A 17,021-nucleotide genomic window follows, 5' to 3' on the forward strand; every position below is an offset into this window, starting at 1 on the left:
GGCCGCGGCACACTTACGGCATGAGCAGCCCTCATCCGTACGCTCGTGAACTCGGAGATTTCCTGCGCGCCCGGCGTAACAGGCTGCGCCCACACGACGTCGGCCTGGAGCCGGGCGGCCGGCGCAAGGTCACCGGGCTGCGACGCGAGGAGCTCGCTCTGCTGGCCGGCCTGAGTACCGACTATTACCAGCGTATGGAGCAGGGCCGGGAGGTGCGCCCGTCCGACGACGTCCTGGAGGCGATCGCCAGCGCGCTCGGCCTCGACGACGGGGAACGCCGGCACCTGTTGACCCTGGCCCACGCCGCCCGCCGACCGGTGGCCGCCCGGCTGGACAGCGAACCGGAACGGGTGCCGGACAGCACCCGGCGGCTGCTTCGAGTGATGCAGACCCCGGCGCTCGTCATCGGCCGGCATCTCGATCTGCTCGCCTGGAATCCGATGGCGGAGGCACTGCTCGGCGACCCTGCCGGCCATCCGCCTGACCGGCTCAACATGCTCCTGCTGATGTTCGACGACACGTTGACCAGTGAGCGGAACTGCTCGGATTGGGAGCGACAAGCACTGGACTACATCGGCATGATGCGTGCCGCCGTCGCCACCGACCCCACGCATCCCCGCGCCACCGCGATCGTCGGCGAGCTGAGCATCCGCAGCGCCGAATTCCGGCGACTGTGGGCACGCCACGACGTCCGCGAGTCGGTCCGGGGCACCAAAACCTTCCGGATTCCCGAGGTCGGAGACATCGTCCTGGACTGGGACACCTACCCGCTGCCCGGCAACCCCGGCCCGGTCATGCTTGTCTTCACCACCGAACCGGGCAGCATCGACGCGGACCGGCTGCAACTCCTGGCGTCACGGCACACAACCCGGATCGCCCACAGACGAGCGCCCACCATCGCAGCCTCATGAACCGGCGTCGACGAAGGCGTGCGTCACGGTTGGGGGTGTGTTCGGCGACTACGCACCGACCTGGTGGTTCTACGGCTGGCTCGCGGGAACCCGGGCTGGGGCCATCGGCGTGTCCAGGGTGAACTTTGTCGGCCTCGGCCACCGCATTCTCGCCGACCGCCGGGTCGCTCGCGCACCTCGGACTGTGGACACACCGTGGCGGTCGTCTCTACATGCAGGGGCGCGACCAGCGTCTGCCCGAGCACGACCTGACCGTGGTGATCGATCTCAAGTGCGACAGTTCTGGCACCGTACAGGGGCCGTGGACCTGCGCCGGGGATGCCGACGCCGCCCGCCCACCGCTTCGTGACCCACTCCCGTTGGCGAATCTTGACATGTCGGGCTGGCCGGCGGCTTATGGTCGTGGCTATGAAGGCGCTACTGAACTCGCTCAGCGAGACTGAGCTGGCGCTGTTCCGGGAGACGGAGCGCGAGCAGCTTACCGGGGCCGACGAGGACGACCTGGTCGAACTGCACGGCCGGGTGCGCCGGGCCCGCGACAAGTACGTCGGCCTCTACCGCCGCGAGGCGAGCGCGAGGGTCGCCACGTCCGGCGGTCGCGGCAAGGCCCGACCGAAGAACCTGCACAACGCGCAGAAGGCCGAGGTCTTCGAGGACGCGCTCGCCCGGGTCAGCCGACACCTGGCCGCGGCCGCCCGGCGCAGTGCGCAGGAGCTGAAGAGCGAGCGCCTCGCGGCGGCACAGGAAATGCGCAACACGGCGCCGCCGACCGTCCGCACCCGACCGGCCGCCAAGCGTGCCACGCCGACCCGGGCCGCCAAGAAGACCGCACCGGCGGGGCGCGCGTCGCCGGGCGCCGGCCAGGCCGCCCGCAAGCGGCAGGCCGCCAGCGCCGCCACCGGGGCCAGGCAACAGGGCCGCCGCGACAGTCGGTGATCGCCCTCGACGTCATCACCGACGGATCATTTGAGTCGGGTGGGGTCGGTGGTCAGTTCGACATTGAGCCAGACATCGTAGGGTAGGTCAGTCAGCTGCGACGCGATCTCTCGACGGACCCGGTCCTCGTCGGCAATGTCCCAATGCCCGGCCTCGACGATGAAATCGGCTTCCACGTACAGCTTGCGTCCTAGCTTGCCCACCCGCAGTGCCGACTGGCCGAGGCCGAACTGTGCGCCGACCCGGTCGATCCTGTCACTGACGGCTTGCTGGACCCGCTGATCAGCGGCGCCTTCGAGCAGCTCGACGGCCATAGTTTTGATCATGTGTACCGGCTGCGGCGCCAGCATCAGGCAGGCCGCCAGCACCAGCACCGGGTCGAGGTAGCGCTGCGGTCCTGAACCGAGGCGGTCGCTGAACAGCAGCGCGAGTACCGATCCCGTCAGGACGACCAGGCTGAGCAGGGCGCCGGCCCACCATTGCCTCGCCTCGGCGTCGAGAAGATCGGAGGCCGGATCCGAGCGCCGCAGGTACCGGTGGACGGCCAGCGCGGCCACGGCGGTGAGAAGGCCGTAGGCGGCCATGGAACCCGGGGAGACATTCTCGACGCCGCCGTCGAAGATGACGCGGGTAGCGTCGAGCGCGGCGTACACACAGGTACCCAGCAGAACGAGCCCTTGCATACCGACGACCAGTGGTGCCAACGACTCCCGGCCGAACGGATAGCGGGGTGTCGGCCCGGCGTCCATCAGCCGTGCGGCACGTAGCGACAGGCTGGTCAAGGCCATGCCGATCAAGGTGTACACGCCGTCAAGCAGAATGGCCTGGGAACCCGCGACCATGCCCCAGCCGACACCGAGCACCGCGAGCACGGCCGACGCGACCAGGGACAGACGCAGCGCAGACTGCTCCCTCGGCAAATGCGCATCTGAACGCCCCGACATTCCCATCGTCTCCCAGTGTCACAGGCGATGCGCTGTGCTCGGGCGAAATGGCGAATGAGCCGCCGCGGTTCGTCCTCACCGCGTCAGAGGGCGGTCATGCCGGGCACCCGCCGGGTTCAAACAGGACTTCGCCCCGCACGGCGCCGCGCAGGGCATTGACGTCGAGGTCGTCACGGTGTGGCCGGACGACTTCTCTTCGGTGACGGCAGTCGTCCGGCGGGCCCAGCTCAGGCCAGGTGGTAGAGGTCGATGCCGCCGCGCCGCTTGGGCGGGGTGCCGGCTTCGACCTCTTCCATCTGGCGGGCGGCGGCGGGCCCCAGCGAAACGCACCCCACCCAAGGCACAGACACTCCTGCGCGACGCATTGCCGGTGCTGCAACGGCAGACCCCCGGACTGCCCGAACTCGGCTCCTTCCGCCGTACCCTCTGGTGGGCCTCGGCGGCCCGGATCGTCCACCGGGCAGCGTGACGCCGGCGACCCGTGCCGCTCGGAACGAGGTCGAAGGCCCGGCCAGCTCGCGGACCGGCCGTACGCCTGCTGCGGTGCCGTACCGATTCACGTACCGGCGTCGTCGAGCCGCCGGAGGAACGAGACCTGAGTCGGGCCGTCCTGATCAGGCCTCCCGGCTTGCGAAGTAGTAGCGCAGGATCTGGTGGCTGAACGCGAAATCGCCACCACTGGTCCGCTGCAAGAGCGAGAGCCGGACGGCCTGCCCCAGAAATCCCGGCAGGTCCTCCGGGATGAGCCCGTCATCTCGGAGCAGCGCCTCCACCACCGCGATTTCGACACGCACGCCCAGCAGCGTCACCAGTACGACCACGAACACCACCGCCGCGACGAGCAGCCCTTCACCGGCCGCCGGCCTCAGGTTCACCGGTTCTCCCCAGTGCAGGATCAGCCCGGCCGTGGCCAGAACCAGCGCGGCGCCCGCTCCGACGACGACCGCCCCGATCGCCGCCCATCGCAGCACCCGCATCAGGTAGCGCCCGAACGGCCGCGGTTCCATCGACGCCGCCCATTTCTCGGTGTCCACCGCCTCCAGCGTCCATCCCTGCACGAACCCTAGACCGCTGACCGCCAGCACCGCTACCAGCGCGAACACCAGCACCTGGCGCCGTTGCGCGGCATCATAGGCGGCCCACCCGGGAACGTGGCCCCATAGGTGGTACAGGTCGAACACCGTGCAGGCGATGGTCACGAACCCGATCGGCCGCCGGAAGCCTCGCCGGAATTCCCGCACCGACCATGACCCGTGCAGCCGGAACGTATGCACCGGCTCGGTCGTGGCCGGCCAGTCCGGTAGTCGTACTCCGACGCTGAGCAGGAAGAGGGCCGCCGCCACCACGAAACCCACAGTCTGATGCCGCGGCACCAGAATCACAGCCGTGGCCGCTGCCTGGACCAGCCCGAGCAGCACGCCGATCAGGATGCCGACGGCCCGGCGGCGGCCCTTCCCCGGCAGCCAGCCCGAGACCAGGTAGTCGTGAAAGTAGTACGTCCCCATCCGTTCCGACTGCTTCGCGATCCAGCTCAGGCGGCTGAGAAACGGCTTCGAGCCGGTGAGGCCGGGGTCGCGCGCGAGCATCGATTCGACGTACGCCCAAATGATCGCCTCCCGTGGATGCTCGTGAGCCGACCGCGCCACCCGGCTCTCGCCGCGATCAGGAAATGCCAGGAGCGCGGCGGTGAGAAAGAGCCGGTTGCGCAGCACCTCGACCAGCGCCGCCGACCCGGTGGCTACGTCCCGCAGTTCCTGGTGGGTGTTCGCGGCCCGGTCGAGATGCAGCAGCACCTGCTCCCGGCTGACCGGTTCGACAGTGACCGTCCGCAGACCCAACGTGTCCGTCTGGTCGTCCTCGTTGGCGCAGACCAGCATGCCGATCGCCGGATACCGTTCCCGGAAGGTGTTCAGCTCCTCGATCACCCTCCGCCGTCGGGTGGCCGGAAGCCAGCCGAGGTTGTCGACCAACAGGTAGAGCGTCCCCTCAGCGAGCCACCGGTCGGTGACCCCGGGCGGAATCGCGTGGGCTCGCAACGCCCTCCGCAGGTGGGCCGCCAGTTCGGTTTCACCCCGCCAGGTGCCTGCGTCGACGGGCACCGGCACCACGGCCTCCTCGCCGCTACTCCGCCGGCGGCCGGCCTCCACGACCAGATGCCAGCCCACGTCGCGCAGCAGGGTGCTCTTGCCCGATCCCGGTTCACCGACGACGACCACGGAGAACCCGCCGCGTTCCGTGCTCACGGTCCGGACGAGGTCCGCCGCGCCGGTGATGCCGTCGTTCCCCGCGCTCAGTGGAAGCGGCAGCCGGGCCAGCTCCCCGAGCTGCACCCCAGCCTCCGCGGCGATCGAGCCACGGTCCATCCCGTCCAGGGTGCGCCGGATGCCACTGATCAGCCGTTCCGTGTACAGCCCGTCCTTGCCGACCGGCCCGCCGTCGGTCTGCCGTCCCTGCCGGACCGCGTCGGCCGCGACCACCGCGAACGCCACCACCAGAACCGACAGCAGCAGGAACGGCGATTTCAGCCATCCGGGAGCCTGGTCGGTCAGCAGGTTGATGATCGTCGGAATGGTGAGCAGGCTGAGTGCCAGAACCCCGACGGTCACCAGCCGTGCCGGCTTCACCATGTGCCCTCCCCGCCCGTCACCAATCTCTGACGGACAGGCGATGCTCCTGGCGCGACACCGTTCTCTACGCGATCGTCGACGACGACTGGCCGCACCACAAACAGCGTCTGGAGCAGCGGATCGGGTCACGGGACAACAAGCAGCGGCGCGTGTGATCCCCTCAGGTCGGCGGGGTGCCGACCTGCCCAAGGAATCGGTTGGCCTGGCGGCGGCTGGTCAACCGCACGTAGTGGGCCTGCCGGCCGTGCTCGGCGACCAGGGCGTTGACGCGGGGGAGATGGTCATCGAGCGCGGCAGCTGAATCCGTCCCGGCCCGTCAAGCCGACTTGTCGGCGCAAGTCGATTGCAGAGTGCAACGTTTGTTAGCACGGTGTCCGGTTCGGCGAGCCGCAACCCGACTACGCGGCGTGGGCGCAGGCGTGCGGCGGTCTCGGCGCGCGCATCACCAAGCCCGGCGACCTGCGCGCGGCCCTCACCGAGGCGCTGGCGCATCCGGGTCCGGCCCTGCTCGACGTGGCCGTCGACCCGAACGAGCCGCCGATGCCGGGCAAGGTCAGCTACGAGCAGGCGAAGAACTTCGCCGCCTCGTTCCTGCACGGGCAGCCGCACAGGGCGGCGATCGCCACGACCCTGTTCAAGGACAAACTCGCACAGCTACGGGGTGGGTCATGACGCAGCTCCTGCTTCCGCCGGTGCGGGCCGCGGACAGCGAAATCTGACGGCGGCGCTGCGCCGCCGGGTCCGCGGCGGCGTGCGCTTCCGATGCTGGTACGCGGGATCTGTACGACCGACGCCTCCGACTCGGCCGTCTTGGCCGAGGGCGGTCGGCGCGCCGACCTCTACTGGCAGATTTCCGGAGCTCCGTGCCGAGGCGGCGTCGCCGTTCCGGGTGGAATGAGAGGGCAGGTGCAAAAATGTCCCTATGCAAGCTTCGCCCGACCGTGACAGCGTCGTGCAGGCGCTGATGGCGGCCAGCCGCGTCTTCGTGGGGATCACCGCCCGCTCGCTGGCCGCGGTCGAGGGCGACATCACGCTGCCGCAGTTCCGGGCACTGGCCGTGCTCGCCGTCCGCGGATCGCGGCGCGGCAGCGACATCGCCGAGGAATTACAGGTGAACCCGTCGACCGCCACCCGCATGCTGGATCGGCTGGCCCGCAAGGGCCTCATCCGGCGATCACGGTCGACGACCGACCGCCGAGTGGTGAAGGTGAGACTGACGCCGGCCGGCCACGACATCGTGGAACAGGTGGTGACCCGCCGCCACGCCGAGGTGGAACGCCTGGTCGCGGTGACCGAGGACCTGTGGCAGCCGGCGGTCACCGCGGCGCTGACCGCCTTCGCGCACGCCGCCGGAGAGATGTCGGAACAGGACTGGTGGCTGGGCTGGGGCGCACACCAGGACGACCTCGCCACGGCGGAGTAGCAGCGCAGCCCGCAAAATTTGCACACTGCAACGGTTACGCGCAGGAGGAGCGGGAAAGCGCGTACTGATCCGGTGAGGGAGGACCAGATGGATCACAACACGGAACACCACGTGCCCCGAATCGATGACACGGCGATGGATTCGACCCTGCACGAGCGGGCCGAAGCGGTCGCGGCGCCGGACTCCAACTATCTGGAGCAGATGATCACTGGCATCGCCGCCGGCCTGTCCGGCCGCCACACCCGCGAACGGACGGACGGTACCGCCGCCCGGCCCGCGCCTTGATCACCGTCGTCGCCTCCACGGGCGCCACGCCGGACCGGTGGCGCCTGGTGAGCCGGTCCGCCACCAGCGCCGACGTACTCGCCGCCGGCCCGCGGCGGTCGCTGCGGCAGTTGAGCGACGGCGCAGGCGAACTGCGCATTGTCGGTACCGTGGATGGCCATTTCCGGTGGACGCTCACCGCGCCCGACGGAGGCATGATCGCCGAATCCCCGGCGGAGTACCGCGACGCGGACAGCTGCCGGCAGGCCTTCATCCAGGCGCAGCACGCCGCACGGACGGTCCTCGGCCGGTAACGCCCGCAGCGTGGTCTGCCGAACTCGGACCCTGCCCACGAATCGCAGCCGATTTGGCGCCTGCCCGTACTCGGTGTCGCGTTCTGGGCGTTCCCGAGCGGATGGTGGCCGCGTCGCCCACCCTTGAAGCAAAGGCTTCGGCCGTGATCCGAGGAGGTTTCGTCGTGACGCATCACGTGTATCGGCTCACCGAAGTCGTCGGCAGCAGTCCAACCAGTGTCGACGACGCCATCCGCACCGCGATCGCCAAGGCCGCGGAGACGATCCGCAACATCGAGTGGTTCGAGGCCAAGGAGATCCGCGGTCAGGTCGTCGACGGCGAACTGGCCCACTACCAGGTGCTGGTGAAGCTCGGCTTCCGCGTCGACGACTGAACCGATCAGACGCCGCGAGATCAAGAGCGGGCGCGCGGATTTACGAAGCGCGGGTGCTGCGACGATCTCGGTGTGGGTCGGACGCGGTCAGTGATGAGGGCTGGCGGTATCTGCGTCGCGTACCTCGGTTCCGGTCGGCGTGCGTGACAACGTGGCAGGGCCGAGGCGGCTGAGTGGCTGTCTCGCAGCCTGTTTCCGCAACTAGCGCGGATTCTGGTCGCCCTCGGTGTAGGCGAGGTCGGCGTGTAGCTGGGTGCGAGTGCGCATCAGGATCCGGCCGAGCACGTTCTTACCGGTGCCGGTCCGGCCTCGTCCCCAGTAGTGGTCGGTGCCGGTGTCCTCGATGATCTCAGCGTCGCCCGTGTCCAGCAGGATGGCACGTATGTCGGCATGGGCGGCGAACTTGGCCGCGACGGCCCGGCGCATCACGTCGTCCTTGATCCGCTCCCAGTCGCGGCGCAGCGGCCGAGACCGGTCGCGTCCCAGTTCGGCGGCGCGCAACGGGCTGGCCGCCCGGCGGATCAGGTCGGCGTGGCGGGTGCCGGCGAACTTCTTGGCCTGGAAGTAGTGCTCGGATGTCGGCCACCAGTGCCCGTCGAGGTCGAAGCCGTGCGAGGAGAAGTTGGAAAAGCAGCCGTACGGAACCTCGTCGGCGCCGTAGAAGTAGATCGTCACCTTGGCCTCGCGGTAGGGGGCGGGGATCCACACGGTGCCACACATCGACAAAGCGGCAACCGATTTTGCCGCCACGCCATCCGGCCACTGTCGGCGATCTTGTGATGCTCGGTGCACGGGTAGAAGATGCTCTTGGTGAGTCGCGACGAACGGGGACGAGGGATGCCGGATTCCGGTGTGGATGCCGGCCCGGTGGCCACCGGCGATCTCGAGGAGGCCACGGCGGTCTTCACAGGCATCCGGCCACGATTGTTCGGGATCGCGTACCGGATGCTCAGTAGCGTCACGGAGGCCGAGGACCTGGTACAGGAAGTATGGCTGCGCTGGCAGGCATGTGATCGCACTGTGGTGGCCAGTCCGGCCGCGTTCCTGGCCACGACGACGACCCGATTGGCCATCAACGTGCTGGCTTCGGCGAGGGTGCGGCGCGAGACATATGTCGGGCCGTGGCTGCCCGAGCCGGTCGATACCAGCGCCGACCCGTACCTGGGCGCCGAGCGCGGCGAGGCTCTGGAATTCGCGGCGCTGTTGTTGATGGAGAAGCTGTCACCCAACGAGCGTGCCGCATACGTGCTGCGGGAGGCCTTCGACTACTCGTATCCGCGGATCGCCGACATCCTGCAGGCGAGTGAGCCGACGGTGCGTCAGTTCGTCAGCCGGGCGCGCAAGCACATGGCGGCCGAACGGCGCACGCCGGCGACCGCCGAGAAGCATCGCGAACTGCTGGCCGCCTTCCTCGGGGCCGCCCGCTCAGGCGACATGACCGCGCTGGAGCGACTCTTCGCACCCGACGTGACCACCGTGTCCGACGGCAACGGTGCGGTGCGCATCTCACGTAGGCCGATCGGCGGTATCGTGCGCGTGGCCAAGTTCATGGTGGCGGTCTCCGGCTGGTTCTGGGACGACCTTGATATTCGGTGGGTGACCGCAAACGGTCAGCCCGCCGTCGTGCTGTGGCGCGGCGGCCCACGGCCCCTGCGCGGAATGCTGACGGTCACCTCATCGGCCGAGGGCATACACCAGCTGCTCTGGATGCTCAACCCCGACAAGATCGGCGCGGTGACGGCAGACGACTGACGTGTGCGACAGCGCCGGCGTGGTCTCCGGCCGGCATCGCCGCTGAACCTTGTATTCATGGAACATGGTTACGCGTCCCGAGCAGCGTCAGCGTTGAGGAAACACCGCTGACTTGGGAGTTGTTGTGAACAAGGTGACGATGCTGCCGCTGCCCGACCTGACCGGACGATTCGCGGTCGTGACGGGTGCGAGCGGTGGGCTGGGCCTGGGGCTGGCCGGTCGGTTGGCCGCCGCGGGCGCCGAGGTTCTGCTCGCCGTGCGCGACGTAGGCAAGGGCCGGGCCGCGGCCGACCGGATCCGGCTCGAGGTGCCCGGCGCCCGCGTCTCGCCGCGGACGATGGACCTGGCATCATTGGCCTCGGTGGCCGCCCTGGCCGAGGGCCTCAACGCCGATGGCCGGCCGATCAACATACTGATCAACAACGCGGGGGTGATGGCGCCCGCCACCCGGCACAGCACCGCGGACGGCTTCGAGCTGCAGTTCGGCACCAACTACCTCGGCCATTTCGCGTTCACGGCCAGGCTGCTTCCGCTGTTGCGGGCCGGGCAGGCGCGGGTGACGACCATCACCAGCAGCGCCGCGCGGCAGGCGCGACTGAACTGGGCGGACCTGCAGGGCGAGCGCAAGTACCAGCCGGTCCGCTCGTACGGGCAGTCGAAGCTCGCCAACCTGCTGTTCGCTCTCGAGCTCGACCGGCGCGCCGCCGCAGCCGGCTGGGGGATCGTCAGCAACGCCGCTCACCCCGGCACCACCCTGACCGGGCTGTACGCCGCCGGCCCGAACCTGGGCCGTGGGCGCCCCGCGCCACATGAGGCGATCATGACCCGCCTGGCGCGCTGGGGCGTGTTCGTGCACGGCGTCGACCAGGGCGCTCTCCCTGCCCTGTACGCGGCGACAAGTCCACAGGCGCAGGGCGGTCGCCTGTACGGGCCGGACGGGATCGGCCAGTTCACGGGCGGTCCGGCCGAGTTGGCGATCTACCGATCGGCACGCGACCGGGCCGAGGCCGCCCGGTTGTGGGAACACTCCCGGGACCTTGCCGGCGTCGCCTTCGCGAAGATCTAGAAGGGAACTGCTGTGGACCGCGCCCGATTGGCCGAGTACCTGCGTACCCGGCGGGAAGCTCTCCAACCCGAGGACGTGGGCCTGCCCCGCGGGCAGCGCCGCCGTACCAAGGGCCTGCGCCGCGAGGAGGTCGCGGTGCTCAGCGACATGTCGATCGACTACTACAGCCGGCTCGAACAGCCACGCGGTCCACATCCCTCCGAACAGATGCTCGGCGCGCTCGCCCGTGGGCTGCGTCTGTCGATCGAGGAGCGTGACCATCTCTTCCAGCTCGCGGGTTACGCCACCCCAGGCCGATCGGTGGACGCCGGCGACGTCAATCCGGGCATGACGCGCATCTTCGAGGGCTTGCGGGACGCCGCCGCCCAGGTGGTGTCCCCGCTCGGCGAGACCATGCTGCAGACCCGCCTCTCGGTGGCCCTGCTGGGTGACGAGAGCGTGTTCACCGGGCTGGCGCGCAGCATGCACTACCGGTGGTTCACCGATCCGGCGACCCGGCTCATCTACCCCGAGGAAGACCGTGCCGCAGAGAACAGGACCATCGTCGCGGACCTGCACGCCTCGTACACCCGGGAAGGCCGGGCCTCTCGGGCGGGCGCCATCGTCGAGGCCCTGCTCGCGACGAGCCCGGACTTCGGTTCGCTGTGGCGGGAGCATCCGGTCTCCGGCCCGTGCTGCGGGCCCAAGCGGCTGCGGCACCCACAGGTCGGGATGCTCGAACTGCACTGCCAGCGGCTGGTCGACCCGGACCGGTCCCAGCAGTTGGTCGTCTACACCGCCGCGCCGGGCTCGGAGAGCGCCGAGAAGATGCGGTTCCTCGCGGTCGTAGGCGGCTCCGTGTCTGTGTGACGGCGATAACACGGACCCGTTGTCACATGCCGCCCAGCTGTCCTGTCCTAGCTGTCATTCGGACAGGCATCGCGTCGTGACGAAGGTTGGTGACGGTGGACCAGGCACGCAACCGCTCGGGACACGGAAAGAACGTCAGGCTGCTCGGGCGGGGACGTGAGCGCGCCGTCATCGATCAGACGATCGCGGCGGTCCGTACCGGGGAAAGCCGGGTGCTCCTCGTGCATGGGGCCGCCGGGGTCGGAAAGTCGGCGCTGCTCGAGTACGCGGAGCGCTCGGCGGCGGGCGCACGCGTGATGCGTGCCGTCGGTGTCGAGTCGGAGATGGAGCTGGCGTTCGCGACGCTGCACCAGCTGTGCGTGCCGTTGCTGGACCGGCTCAACGGCCTTCCGGTGCCGCAGCGGGCCGCGCTCGAGACGGTGTTCGGGATGCGCGAGGGCAGCCCGCCCGAACGGTTCCTGGTCGCGTTGGCCGTGCTCAGCCTTCTGTCGGACGCCTCGGAAGGACAGCCCCTCCTCTGTGTCGTCGACGACGTGCAGTGGATGGACCGGGCCTCGGCGCAGGTTCTCGGCTTCGTTGCCCGGCGGCTGCTGGCGGAGTCGGTCGCGCTCGTCTTCTGCGCCCGCGAACGGCCTCAGGATCTTCTCGGGCTGCCCGAGCTGGAGATCACCGGGCTCCGGGACGCCGACGCGCACGCCCTGCTCGACTCCGTCACACACACCCGCCTCGACCAGCGTGTCCGCGATCGGATCGTCGCGGAGACCAAGGGCAACCCCCTCGCGTTGCTGGAGCTCTCCCGCGGGCTGACCGTTACCCAGATGGCGGGCGGATTCGGTCTGTTGCACGGCGACACGTTGCCGGGCCGGATCGAGCAGAGCTTCCTGGCGCGTATCGAAGCCCTGTCCGAGCAGACCCGGCTGCTCCTGTTGATCGCCGCCGCCGAGCCGGTCGGCGACCCGGACCTGGTCTGGCGGGCCGCCGGCCGGCTCGGCGTGACGCCGGCGACGGCCCTCGCCGGCGGTACCGACGGGCTGTTGTCTTTCGACGTACGTGTCACGTTCCGCCACCCGCTCGTTCGGTCGGCCGTGTACCGGTCGGCGCGGGAGGCTGACCGCCGGGCGGTGCATCTGGCCCTGGCCGAGGTCACCGACCGTGAGATCGACCCGGACCGGCGGGCGTGGCACCTCGCGTCCGCGTCCGCCGCACCCGACGAGTCCGTCGCCGCCGAGCTCGAGCTTTCCGCTCACCGGGCGCAGGCACGCGGTGGGCTGGCGGCCGCGGCGGCGTTCCTGCAACGGTCCGTGGCGTTGACCGTCGACAATGCGCGGCGGGCGGAGCGGGCGGTAGCGGCCGCCGACGCCAGCCTCCGGGCCGGCGATCTCGCGGCCGCGCGGACCTTCGTCGACATCGCCGACCGGTACGCCGACAGCGAGTTCCTGCGCGCGCGAGGGCACCTCGTCCGCAGCCACATCACGTTCGCGGCCGGCTTCAACAACGAGGCGCCGCCCATGCTGCTGACGGCGGCGCAGCGGCTCGAGCCGTCCGACATGGATCTTGCCCGGGAGACCTATCTGCTCGCGTGGGGCGCCGCGGCTCTCGTCGCCGCCGACGAGGAGAGCCTGATGGCGATCTCCCGGGCGATGCGGGCCCTCCCACCGCCGGACGGTACGCCGCGCCCCATCGACCTGGTGCTCGCCGGCTACGCGCTGCTGGTCACCGACGGCCGCGCCGCCGCGATCCCCACCCTGCAGCGGGCGATGACCGGGCTTGCCGACTACCCCACGCAGGACCTGCTCAAGTGGGGGTGGGTGGCCTGCGGCGTGAGCTGCGCGATCTGGGACGACCAGGTCATGCTCGACACGTACGTCCGGGCGGCCGACGTGGTGCGTGCCGCCGGCGCGCTCACCGAGCTTCCCATCTATCTCGCCTCGCTGGGGATCGCGACGTCGTGGACCGGGGACTTCGCCGCCGCGGCCGCGATCGTGGCCGAGGCCGACGCGGTCGCGGCGGCGACCGGCATCCCCATCGCCCAGCATACGAAGCTCCTGCTCACCGCGATGCAGGGTAGGGAGGTCGAGGCCGCCCAGCTGATCGCCGCCACCATCGAATGGGCCGGCGCGGACGGTCAGCTGATGGGGGTCACCAGCGCGAACTGGGCGGCCGCCGTCCTTTACAACGGCCTGTCCCGGTACGAGCAGGCGATGACGGCGGCACAGGCCAGCACCCGGATCGCCGAGCTGTGGGTCTCCGTCTGGGTATTGCCCGAGATCGTCGAGGCGGCGACCCGCGTAGGCGACGAGAAGGCCGCCCGCGAGGCGCTGGAGAAGCTGGCGGACGCGGCCGAGCCGTGCGACACCGACTGGGCACAGGGGATCCTCGCCCGTTGCCGGGCGCTGCTGAGCGACGGAACCGCCGCGGACAGCCTCTACCGGGAGGCGATCGAGCGGCTGGGCAGGACGCGGTTGCGTCCCGAGCACGCGCGTGCCCATCTCCTGTACGGCGAATGGCTGCGCCGGGAACGTCAGCGCGTCGAGGCGCGCACCCACCTGCGTACCGCCTATACATCGTTCGTGTCCATCGGGATGGAGGCGTTCGCCGAGCGTGCCCGCCGCGAACTGCTCGCGACGGGCGAGACCGTCCGCAAGCGCACCGTCGAGGCCCCGTCGAGTGACGAGTTGACACCACAGGAGAAGCAGATCGCCCTACTCGTGCGCAACGGCCTGTCCAACCCGGAGGTCGGGGCCCGGCTCTTCCTGAGCCCGCGGACCGTCGAGTGGCACCTTCGCAAGATCTTCGCCAAGCTGTCGATCTCCTCTCGCAGGGAGTTGCGTGACGCCCTGCCCCGGGGCGAGTACGAGCCCACCCCGTAGGCCGAGCTCGCGCCCGTGTCTTCCCTGGTCGACCGGTGACCAGTGAGTCTCCCTGGCGCGGCCCGGTCCCCGGGTTTGCGACTCTCCCTTCGTTCGCCATGTCCGTGACCGGAGGAAATGAGATCGTCATGCCCGACCAGCCACTCACCGGAGCCGTTGTGCTCGTCACCGGCGCGAGCAGCGGCATCGGCGCTGCCACCGCACGTCGCCTCGCCCGCGAGGGGGCGGCGGTCGCCCTGGTCGGTGGCAGACGCGCCATTCTGGACCAGGTCGCGAACGACATCGTGGGTTCGGGTGGGCACGCGGCCGCGGTCGAGACGGACATCGCCGAGCCCCAGCGCGCGTACGAGGCGGTGCAGGCCACGCTCGACCGGTTCGGGCGCCTGGACATCCTGGTGAACAACGCCGAGATCAGGCTGCTCAACTCCGCGCTGCATGCCGCCGTCGAGGAATGGGACCGGATGGTCTCGCTCAACGTGACAGCACTGCTGCACGTCACGCACGCTGCTGTCCCGCATCTGATCGACGCGGCCGCGACGTCGCCACGGCAGGTGGCCGATCTCGTGAATGTCAACTCGGTGGCCGGGCGGGTCGCCCGGCCGGGCGGCAGCGCCTACACCCTGACCCGGTTCGGCCTGAGTGGGTTCGCCGAATCGCTTCGCCAGGAGCTGATCAGGGAACGCGTCCGGGTCAGCGTGGTGCAGCCCGGGGCCGTGGAGAGCGCCCCGGTGAACCCCCGTGGTGACGCGACCGGGACAGTGACCGGCCGGCAGGGCGACGCGATCGAAGTGCTACTGGCCGACGACGTGGCGGATGCGGTCGGCTACATCGTCACGCGGGAACGGCGGGTCGCCGTCAACGAGATGCTCGTGCGCGCCGCCGACCAGACCTGGTGACCGGACACCCTGGGCTGACTGGGCACGAACCCGGCATGCGCCAGGGAGTCTCACCGGGGCGAACGTGTCGCGGGCGGTGTGAGGGTGATTCGAGAGGCGGTGGAACCCGCCGTCGAGTCACTACGCGAGGGAGACACGGTGGTGCAGTTCACGATCCTGGGTCCGGTCGGCGCCCGGCACGGCAATCTGGATCTCGATCTGGGTGGGCGCCAGCAGCGGCTGATACTGGCGCTGCTGCTGGCCCACGCCGGATCGGTGGTCGGCATCACCGACCTGGTCGACACCATCTGGAGTCAGGAGCCGCCGACGAGTGCCGTCAATGTCGTCCATCGCTACATCGGCACCCTGCGCAGGCTTATCCAGCCCGAGTTGCCGGTGCGCACCGTCGGCACCTACCTCATCCGGCACGCGGCCGGCTACCAGTTGCGGGTCGACGAGGACTCCCTCGACCTGCTGCGGTTCCGCAGCCTGGCCGGGCAGGCCCGGCAGGTGACCGACCCCGCCGCCGCGGTGCGGCTCTACATCGAGGCGCTGGCGCTGTGGCGCGGATCCTGTGTGGTGGGCCTCGACGCGGAGGCGCGTGCCCATCCCGCCTTCGCCGCGATCGACGCGGAGTGCGCGCGGGTCGTCCGGGACGCGGCGGACACCGCCCTACGCGGTGGGCACGGGGTGTCCCTGGTGATCCCCGCGCTGCGCCAGGCGGCCGGGCAGCACCCGCTCGACGAGGCGCTGCAGGCCCGCCTCGTCCTCGCGCTGGCGGCCGACGGCAGGCAGGCCGAGGCCCTGGAGACCTTCCAGGAGGTTCGCCGGCGCCTCGACGAGGAACTCGGCATGGATCCGAGCCCCGAGCTCCTCGACGCCTACCAGCGCCTGCTGCACCAGCGCACGGCGGCGCCGCGCAGCCCACTGGCGCCCTCGCCCGATGCCGTCAGGCCGGTGCCGGTCCCGGCTCAGCTGCCGCCGGACCATCCGTTCTTCGCCGGACGGACCGACGCTGTGACCCGGGCGCAGGCGCTGCTCGAGCAGGACCGGCGGCAGGGGCGCGCCGCGGTTGCGCTGGCCATCGACGGGATGTCCGGCGTGGGCAAGTCCACGTTCGCGATCCACCTGGGACACCGGCTCGCCACTGCGTTCCCGGACGGGCAGCTCTACGTCGACCTGCGTGGATTCGGTGCCCGGCAGCGCGCAATGTGCCCCGACGAGGCGCTGCGCGGGTTTCTCAGCTCTCTCGGCGTGCCGCGAGAGGCCGTACCGGCCGAACTGCACGCGCTGGCCGGGCTCTACCGCAGCGTCCTGGCCGGCCGCCGGGTCTTGATCGTGCTCGACAACTGCCGGGACTTCGAGCAGGTGCGCCACCTGCTTCCGGGCACCCCTGGCTGCCTGGCCATCGTGACCAGCCGTGACCGGATCACCGGTCTCGTCACCACCGGCGGCGCTCACCCCCTGCCGTTGGACCTGCCATCGGCCGACGAGGTCCGGGAGTACCTGGGCCGGCGACTGGGCGCTGAACGGATCGCCGCGCAGTCCGCCGCCGTGGAGCAGATCATCGCCAGAAGCGGGCGGCTGCCGCTCGCCCTGGCCGTGGTGGCCGCGCGGGCGGCGGCACTGCCCGAGACGCCGCTCGCGGTGGTCGCCGGCGAGTTGGCCGCGCCCCGCGGCGGCGAAGCCGGCCCGATGGCCGCCCCCGGGCACTCCCGGACGCTGAGCACGCGCTACGCCTGGAACGGCCGGACAAGGCGAGTGCGAGCGACCCGGATGCCGGTCGCGAGCTGACGCACTCATTCGTACGGCACTG

Annotated in this window: 15 protein-coding genes and 1 pseudogene; 13 read left to right on the forward strand and 3 right to left on the reverse strand. The window is 70.3% G+C overall.

Going from position 1 to position 17,021, the window contains the following annotated elements; translation table 11 throughout:
* Nucleotides 1-20 precede the first annotated feature (20 nt).
* Both KZ829_RS35765 and KZ829_RS35770 read left to right on the forward strand, forming a co-directional pair.
* Nucleotides 21-911: a helix-turn-helix transcriptional regulator gene (locus KZ829_RS35765; RefSeq protein ID WP_220148262.1), complete on the forward strand. Its 891-nt coding sequence runs from the start codon at nucleotides 21-23 to the stop codon at nucleotides 909-911.
* 408 nt (nucleotides 912-1,319) lie between these two features.
* Nucleotides 1,320-1,847: a hypothetical protein gene (locus KZ829_RS35770; protein WP_220148263.1), complete on the forward strand. Its 528-nt coding sequence runs from the start codon at nucleotides 1,320-1,322 to the stop codon at nucleotides 1,845-1,847.
* A gap of 26 nt (nucleotides 1,848-1,873) precedes the next feature.
* On the opposite strand, the gene KZ829_RS35775 is transcribed toward KZ829_RS35770, so the two are convergent.
* Nucleotides 1,874-2,797 (reverse strand): cation diffusion facilitator family transporter, encoded by a 924-nt coding sequence (locus KZ829_RS35775; RefSeq protein ID WP_220148264.1) that lies wholly within the window; start codon nucleotides 2,795-2,797, stop codon nucleotides 1,874-1,876.
* A 608-nt stretch (nucleotides 2,798-3,405) separates the two neighbouring features.
* Complete coding sequence (locus KZ829_RS35780; RefSeq protein WP_220148265.1) at nucleotides 3,406-5,418, reverse strand: NACHT domain-containing protein; 2,013 nt, start codon at nucleotides 5,416-5,418, stop codon at nucleotides 3,406-3,408.
* 396 nt (nucleotides 5,419-5,814) lie between these two features.
* Between KZ829_RS35780 and KZ829_RS45070 the strand changes: the two are divergent.
* The 5 genes and pseudogenes from KZ829_RS45070 to KZ829_RS35805 all read left to right on the forward strand — a co-directional run.
* A pseudogene (locus KZ829_RS45070) lies at nucleotides 5,815-6,090 on the forward strand (thiamine pyrophosphate-dependent enzyme); the annotation flags it as partial.
* 250 nt (nucleotides 6,091-6,340) lie between these two features.
* Nucleotides 6,341-6,841 (forward strand): MarR family winged helix-turn-helix transcriptional regulator, encoded by a 501-nt coding sequence (locus tag KZ829_RS35790; protein WP_246636828.1) that lies wholly within the window; start codon nucleotides 6,341-6,343, stop codon nucleotides 6,839-6,841.
* A gap of 87 nt (nucleotides 6,842-6,928) precedes the next feature.
* A complete protein-coding gene (locus tag KZ829_RS35795) occupies nucleotides 6,929-7,126 on the forward strand; it encodes a hypothetical protein (protein ID WP_220148266.1) in 198 nt (65 codons plus the stop codon).
* 47 nt (nucleotides 7,127-7,173) lie between these two features.
* Complete coding sequence (locus KZ829_RS35800; protein WP_220148267.1) at nucleotides 7,174-7,419, forward strand: hypothetical protein; 246 nt, start codon at nucleotides 7,174-7,176, stop codon at nucleotides 7,417-7,419.
* A 164-nt stretch (nucleotides 7,420-7,583) separates the two neighbouring features.
* A complete protein-coding gene (locus KZ829_RS35805) occupies nucleotides 7,584-7,793 on the forward strand; it encodes a dodecin (RefSeq protein WP_220148268.1) in 210 nt (69 codons plus the stop codon).
* A gap of 201 nt (nucleotides 7,794-7,994) precedes the next feature.
* Here KZ829_RS35805 and ybiA read toward each other — a convergent pair whose 3' ends face one another.
* Nucleotides 7,995-8,501, reverse strand: coding sequence for a riboflavin biosynthesis intermediates N-glycosidase (gene ybiA, locus KZ829_RS35810; protein WP_308285802.1), 507 nt, complete (start codon nucleotides 8,499-8,501; stop codon nucleotides 7,995-7,997).
* 102 nt (nucleotides 8,502-8,603) lie between these two features.
* Here ybiA and KZ829_RS35815 point away from each other — a divergent pair, with 102 nt between their 5' ends.
* The 6 genes from KZ829_RS35815 (at nucleotide 8,604) to KZ829_RS35840 (ending at nucleotide 16,999) form a co-directional block, all read left to right on the forward strand.
* Nucleotides 8,604-9,545, forward strand: a complete 942-nt coding sequence (locus tag KZ829_RS35815; protein ID WP_308285803.1) for a sigma-70 family RNA polymerase sigma factor — start codon at nucleotides 8,604-8,606, stop codon at nucleotides 9,543-9,545.
* A gap of 124 nt (nucleotides 9,546-9,669) precedes the next feature.
* A complete protein-coding gene (locus KZ829_RS35820) occupies nucleotides 9,670-10,611 on the forward strand; it encodes an SDR family oxidoreductase (protein WP_308285804.1) in 942 nt (313 codons plus the stop codon).
* 12 nt (nucleotides 10,612-10,623) lie between these two features.
* Nucleotides 10,624-11,460 carry a helix-turn-helix transcriptional regulator gene (locus tag KZ829_RS35825; protein WP_220148269.1) on the forward strand — a complete coding sequence of 279 codons (837 nt, stop codon included), beginning with the start codon at nucleotides 10,624-10,626 and terminating at the stop codon, nucleotides 11,458-11,460.
* 95 nt (nucleotides 11,461-11,555) lie between these two features.
* Nucleotides 11,556-14,330: an ATP-binding protein gene (locus KZ829_RS35830; protein ID WP_308285805.1), complete on the forward strand. Its 2,775-nt coding sequence runs from the start codon at nucleotides 11,556-11,558 to the stop codon at nucleotides 14,328-14,330.
* 128 nt (nucleotides 14,331-14,458) lie between these two features.
* Complete coding sequence (locus KZ829_RS35835; protein ID WP_220148270.1) at nucleotides 14,459-15,226, forward strand: SDR family NAD(P)-dependent oxidoreductase; 768 nt, start codon at nucleotides 14,459-14,461, stop codon at nucleotides 15,224-15,226.
* A gap of 138 nt (nucleotides 15,227-15,364) precedes the next feature.
* A complete protein-coding gene (locus KZ829_RS35840) occupies nucleotides 15,365-16,999 on the forward strand; it encodes an AfsR/SARP family transcriptional regulator (RefSeq protein ID WP_308285806.1) in 1,635 nt (544 codons plus the stop codon).
* The last annotated feature ends 22 nt before the right edge of the window (nucleotides 17,000-17,021 follow it).

The organism is Actinoplanes hulinensis, assembly GCF_019429605.1.
GTDB classification, from domain to species: domain Bacteria; phylum Actinomycetota; class Actinomycetes; order Mycobacteriales; family Micromonosporaceae; genus Actinoplanes; species Actinoplanes campanulatus.